Annotated in this window: 4 protein-coding genes; all 4 read right to left on the bottom strand. The window is 37.5% G+C overall.

All coding sequences use genetic code 11. From position 1 onward, the window contains the following. The coding region (locus Q360_RS0116520) for a hypothetical protein (protein WP_156950147.1) at positions 1-1,373 on the bottom strand (1,373 nt) is incomplete at its 3' end. 758 nt (positions 1,374-2,131) lie between these two features. Beyond that, on the bottom strand, positions 2,132-4,072 hold the full coding sequence (locus Q360_RS0116515; protein ID WP_027078059.1) for an OmpA family protein: 1,941 nt from the start codon (positions 4,070-4,072) through the stop codon (positions 2,132-2,134). Between the two features lie 13 nt (positions 4,073-4,085). Then, on the bottom strand, positions 4,086-5,039 hold the full coding sequence (locus Q360_RS0116510) for a PorP/SprF family type IX secretion system membrane protein (RefSeq protein ID WP_027078058.1): 954 nt from the start codon (positions 5,037-5,039) through the stop codon (positions 4,086-4,088). Between the two features lie 12 nt (positions 5,040-5,051). Beyond that, the coding region (locus tag Q360_RS0116505) for an Ig-like domain-containing protein (protein ID WP_027078057.1) at positions 5,052-6,263 on the bottom strand (1,212 nt) is incomplete at its 5' end.

Here is a 6,263-nt window from a genome sequence, read left to right as displayed (position 1 = left end):
GCTGAACGGGCCAATCCCGTTCCTGCTAAACTAGAAGCTATCTTTAATGGCGTTACTGCATCGTTAGCTAATTCATTCGATGTGATTCCGCTAGTAGAAACTCCCAATGTTAACGGGTCTAAAGTTGTTGCGCCTCCAGAAAGAGTTAAAGTTCCATCGGTAGCAGCCGTTACCTCATTGCCAATTACACCATCACTCTCTGTAACTGTTACAGAACCAAAATCTACCAAAGTCCAAGAAGTACCATTCCATTGTATTACCTGCCCGTCCACTGTACCGTCATCTAACTTAGAGAGGGTCACAGCACCATCACTCAAATCTCCGCTAGCTATTGTTCCATTAACTATTTTTACACTTGTGACTGAATTATCCGAAAGGTCCAAATCTACATCTGTCAATGATGAATTAGACCCTCCACCAACAGTAATCGTACCGCTGGCAGAATTTATGCTACCATCGCCTGACAAATCACTTACATTTACTTCAACATCATATACTGTATTATTCCCTACGATAGTTGGTGTAACTTCTATTCCATTTCCTCCTGTTACGCTCGTAGTAAGTTCGCTTCCGGTGATGTCACCATCAAGCTCCTCTAATGCTGCCTGTACATCTGTACTTGTGATGTTTCCAGCAGCGGTTACTCCTACTTCACCAGCATTCTGATCATCAGTATCCACCAAGGTTGCAATATCTGCTAACGGCACACGTACATCATCACCTTCACTATCCGTAATCACTAACTCGTTGGTGGCAAGGTCTACTTCAAAAGTTGCATTCGTTGTATCGGTATCCGTAGCAGCTGCAATTCCAGATAAAGAAACCCGAAACTCGTCACCTTCATTATTTAAAATGACAAGTTCTCCAATGGCTATATCTATAAAGAAATCAGTTACAACAGTATTCGTATCAATAACAGAAGCTAGACTTGCTAAAGAAATAGAAAAAGAATTTGCGTCACTATCTGTAAGTACTAAACTATTGGTGCCTGCATCTATATCAAAATTAGTTATTACGGTATTAGCATCAGAAAAGGTATCGCTAAGGCTGGTTAAATCAACACTTACAGTACCACCGTCTTCCAAGTCAAGTGTTAACTCATTGGTTGTATCGTTAAAGGTAAAACCTGTTAACTGTTGGTCATCCGTAGAACTCAGTTCCCAGGAGTCACCATCCCAGAAATAGATTATCCCAGAATTTGTATTTACATACAAATCTCCCAAATCTGCTCCGACAGGAGTCCCAATACCTGCAACTGAAACCGCTGTCCCCTGCAGCACCTCACAGTTACATTGATCTTCTAATGTTACCGTAGTTTGTGCGAATGTGAAACTAGATACTAAGAATAGCATCCATAGGATTCTTTTGTCCATAACCAATTGTTTACTTAAAATATAGTTTAATCTCCTCATATTCATAATTGATTGAAACTTCAAAATCTATTCAAATTAAATCACTAAAAAAACTCTTGAAATACCGTAAAGTAGTTTTACGGAGTATTTATAGACTACAAAACTACCTTTAAGCCTTCATTAGGAAAATAAATGTTGTGTAACGATAAAATAGCACTGTATAGCGCTTAAAATTTGAGGTTTCCTGTTTATATAAAGAGAGAAATTGAGAGGTTATTTCATCGATAAGGTCAACAAATACAACATTTAAAGAGTGTATCGAAAGAAGATATAATCCTCCCGAAGCAATTTTGATTCAGAAAATAAATAAAGTACACGAAAAAGTACTATGAAGTAGTAAGGTGCGCTGATTCTGCCACCGTTTATTATCAATTTTAAGGAAAAAAAACTATTATTTTATTCATTAGAGATTGATTACTAAAATGTTTGTAGATGCCTGACATCAAAACTAACAACGTTTTTAAGTATTGACTACCTAACGAGATTTGCTAATTTTCATCTATTAATAACCTCTATAATCACTTTAAGCTTACAACTAATTGGAACTAACGTGAAACCCTAACACTACGAGTACGTAATAGGGTGAGTTTTTATTCATGTAGATTTTCTATAATCCTTACTAACCTTTTAAACTGCATAAAATACAAGCAGTATTTAAAAGGAAAATCATAACTATATAAACTAGATGTGAAGCTATTCCAAATCCAAATAATACGAAGCTATTCTGAAATTATAAACTCGGAACGTCTATTTAAATCATGTTTTTGCGAGGAACAATTTATTCCGTCATAACAATCATTAATAAGCTTCGTTTCTCCATAACCTTTACTAGCCAATCTACCGGAACCTATGCCTTTAGAAATCATATAATTAATGGTAGCTTCTGCTCTTTTTTGTGAGAGTAGTAAATTATAAGCGGCGAGCCCTCTGCTGTCTGTGTGCGAGTTTACTTGAATTTTCAGACTCGGGTATTTTTCCATGGCGGCTATTACCTTTTCCACTTCTACCTCGGAGTCTTGACGTATATTGTACTTGTTGAAATCGAAATAAATGGTACTAAGTTGTAACAACTTAGCCAAATCATCTCCAAAACCAGCTGTTATAATATCTCTTTCTAAGTAAAAATCTATAATTTTAGGTTTGCCGTCCGAAACTCCAATATACTCCTCAAAAGGAACATAGCCTTCCATTAACGCTCGAACAAAATTACCCTGATTACAATCCAAAACAAGGCTGTAATTCCCTTCGGAGTTTGTAATATCAGACAATATCTCCTCGTTATTTTCATTAATTACTTTTACGGTAGCACCTACCAATACATTGTTCGATATTTTATCACGAACCGTTCCAGTTACCTGCTGAACACATTCAAAAACCAAAGGCTCTTTTTCCAGAAACTTATAGATATCATCTTCTCCTATACCACCTTCCCTATTTGAAGCCATATAGCCTTCTTTTGATAGCTCATTGAAAATAAAAGTGAAATCGTCTCTTCTACTATTTATAGGTTCGCCTACGTTAAGGACTTTACCATTAAAATCTTTACGTTTGATTTTGGTAGCAAAAATATCCAAGCCTCCCAAACCTGGATGGCCATCCGAGGAAAAATAAAGTATTTCGTTATTAGTAACAAATGGAAAAGTCTCTCTCGCTTCTGTATTGATATTAGCCCCAAGGTTTTCGGGGGTGCTGAACGTTCCGTCGTCATTAATGGCCACCATAAAAATATCCGACAAACCATACGTACCTGGCATATCAGACGTAAAATATAATATTTTCTCATCTGGACTCAATACAGGATTGGCTACAGAATACCCGTCATTATTAAAAGGAAGTTCTTCTATTTCACCCCAAATACCGTCTATCATTCTAGCCCTAAAAATTTTTAGCCTAATAATTCCTTTTTCGTCCTTAACATATTTTCCTTCAACAAAATTATTTCTCGTAAAGTAAAGCGTTTCACCATCTTTAGTAACGACCGATGCAGACTCGTGTAATCTGGTATTTATATCCTCACCAAACTTGGTAACCACATTCATAGAAACACTATCCGAATTGACTTTGTACAAATCCAAAAAATCTTTAGCATTCCAAGTGTGTCTATATCTAGCAAAGTTTCCCGTATCTCTATCAGAGGAAAAAATAAGTCCATCTTTGTAAAAAGCAGGTGCAAACTCAGAATAAACCGTATTGTATTCAAAAGAAGTGATATCGTACCTACCCGAATTCGTTTTGATTTCGGCTAGATAGTCTCTTTCTTCTTTAAATGCACTTGCTCTTGCGTCACTAGTGGTCAACGCGGTAAACTGAGACATGACTTTATTTGAGTCCTCATAATCCCCTAAAGTTTTTAGAGTTTGTGCATATTTAAAATAATCCTCGGGAGCAACATCGTTCGGGAATTCCGTAACCAGTTTTTGAAATATTTCTGCAGCTTCTTTATAATCAGAATTGAAGTAATAGGAATTACCTAATTTTTTAAGTAAATCTGCTGAAACGAATTCTTTGTCCAAAACTCTTTTGTAAATATCAATAGCGGGTCTAAACGAGTATTCCTCATATTTTTCGTTTCCCTTGTTTAGTAATTTTTCCTGAGCCAAGCTTACGCCTATGGCGGAAATCGTAAAGAGAATGAACAGTATTTGTGCTTTTTTTGTCATGGGTCTTTTCGTATTAAAAGAAACGAGGTGATACCAAGCGTTGGAAGGATTTTACCAATTCATACCTTAAAAAAACTTCGAATGAACCATCATTAAAACGGGTACCTCCCAATTCAGTGGTTTCTCTGTCATATGCCAAACCTAGCATCAACTGGTCAGAGATTTGAAACCCTGCCATGGCACTAACCGCAGCATTCCATCTATAAGCAGCACCAAACGTAAATTTATCGTTAAACATGAAATTTGCAGAAAAATCTATTTGCAAGGGTGCTCCCCCTACCATTTTTGTCAATATTGCGGGTTTAAACTTTAGGTTTCCATTCAAGTCTAACACATACCCTGTTATCAAATAAAAATTAATTCTTTCTTGGGATAAGAACTGTAATGAATTGGCATCGGTCGCAGAATTATCAAAATGCTCTGTCTGCAAAAGGTTTGGTGCGGATAGACCAGCATAAAACTTATTGGTATGGTAGTAAAAACCTAAACCAACATTTGGTGAAATTCTATTTTCGATATTATCGACGTTAACCGGCTCCGCATCAAAATTCCGCAACTTATTAAAATCTAAATTCAATACATTTAACCCTGCTTTTAAACCAAATGATAGCTTAGCATCCCTAGCGACTTCAATGGTATAAGACAGAACACCATCAAAATAGGTTTCCTGAACCGTACCATCCCCTATTTCATCATTAACAACAGATATTCCATACCCTAATTTGCTATTTCTAATCGGGGAATGTATGTTTACTGTTTGTGACGTAGGAGCACCCTCTAAGCCTACCCATTGAGCCCTGTATAAAGCAGCAGCACTCAACTGACCACGAGATCCTGCATATGCAGGATTCACACTTATGGTATTGAACATATACTGGGTATATTGCGCATCTTGTTGGGCATTTGTCTCACCAATGAAGAGAAGCGCTATGAAAAGTAACCCTAAAAAATAATTCCTAATTTTCATTTGGTTATGCTATTATCTGCTTATGTAAAGATACTCGCTATCGATATTATTTTCGCCTGTCACGGTCGTGTAATTGAATATGTAATAATAAACTCCAGAAGGAAGATAGTCCTCTACGCTTAAGGTAGACCTTCCTCTTGACCGCCCATCAAAAACATTATTCTGATTGTTATAATCTTCCCCTTCGTAGACCGCTACACCCCATCTATTGAAAATCCTAAGCGTACTATTGCGTATATTTTCGACACCACGAATGAATAAAAAGTCATTCTTTAAATCACCATTAGGAGATACAATCTGATTCACTTCAATTTTAAGTACTTGTAGTTCATTTACAACCACGGTCACCGTTGCGGTGTCGCAATTACCTGTTAGGTCACAAACTGTATACTCGAACGTATCTGTACCGCTAAAACCAGCATTCGGTGTATAGGTTAAAAAATCATCCAAAAGATTATCAGGGGTACCCCCATCGTTAACGACTACAACTCCATTTGAAGCACCTGTAAACGTTACACTTCCATCGGTAGGAATACCAGAGTCATTTAAGAAAATATCTATATCAATTGCAGTTTCTGCATCTGTAATTTCCTCATCATCAACCAAATCGAATAAGGGAAGCGTTCCTACTATAATCGTAACCACTGCGGTGTCACAATTTCCTGTACTATCGCAAATCGTATATTCGAAGGTGTCGGTTCCATTAAAATCTTCATTTGGACTATAGATTACCGAATCATCACTTAAATCATCCAGAGTACCTCCATCATTTATTTCAACAGTTCCATTCGATAGGTTTGTTAATGTGATAGTTCCGTCACTTGGAACACCCGTATCATTTGATAGAATGTCTATTTCTATGGATGTATTTAAAGGTGTACTTACTGCGTCATCAACCACATCCAGGATTGGGCTATCGGGGTCCAAATAATCGGGTGTACCGTCGTTGTCCGTGTCATCGTCCGTAGGGTCACCATTTTCGTTCAAATCCTCTTCTTCCGTAGGGGTACTGTCACCGTCATCGTCTAAATCTCTGTAATTAACGTCCTCCGTACCGTCCGTGTCCGGAAGGTCGTTGGCAGGGTCATCTATTTCGTCATTCACATCGAATCCGTCGTTCACATCATTACCCTCGTAGCCGTCGTCAAGTCCATCGCCATCTGTATCCAACCCAGTAAAAGTCTGGTCAGGAACCCCATCAAAGTTGAAGTCGTTGCCCTCGTT

This window comes from Maribacter antarcticus DSM 21422 (assembly GCF_000621125.1).
In the GTDB taxonomy this organism is placed as follows: domain Bacteria; phylum Bacteroidota; class Bacteroidia; order Flavobacteriales; family Flavobacteriaceae; genus Maribacter; species Maribacter antarcticus.
This window is presented reverse-complemented; position numbering and strand designations above follow the sequence as displayed.

Coding starts and splice junctions, on each gene's coding strand:
- Q360_RS0116510 (WP_027078058.1), bottom strand. CDS start 5,039: ATGAAAATTAGGAATTATTTTTTAGGGTTACTTTTCATAGCGCTTCTC.
- Q360_RS0116515 (WP_027078059.1), bottom strand. CDS start 4,072: ATGACAAAAAAAGCACAAATACTGTTCATTCTCTTTACGATTTCCGCC.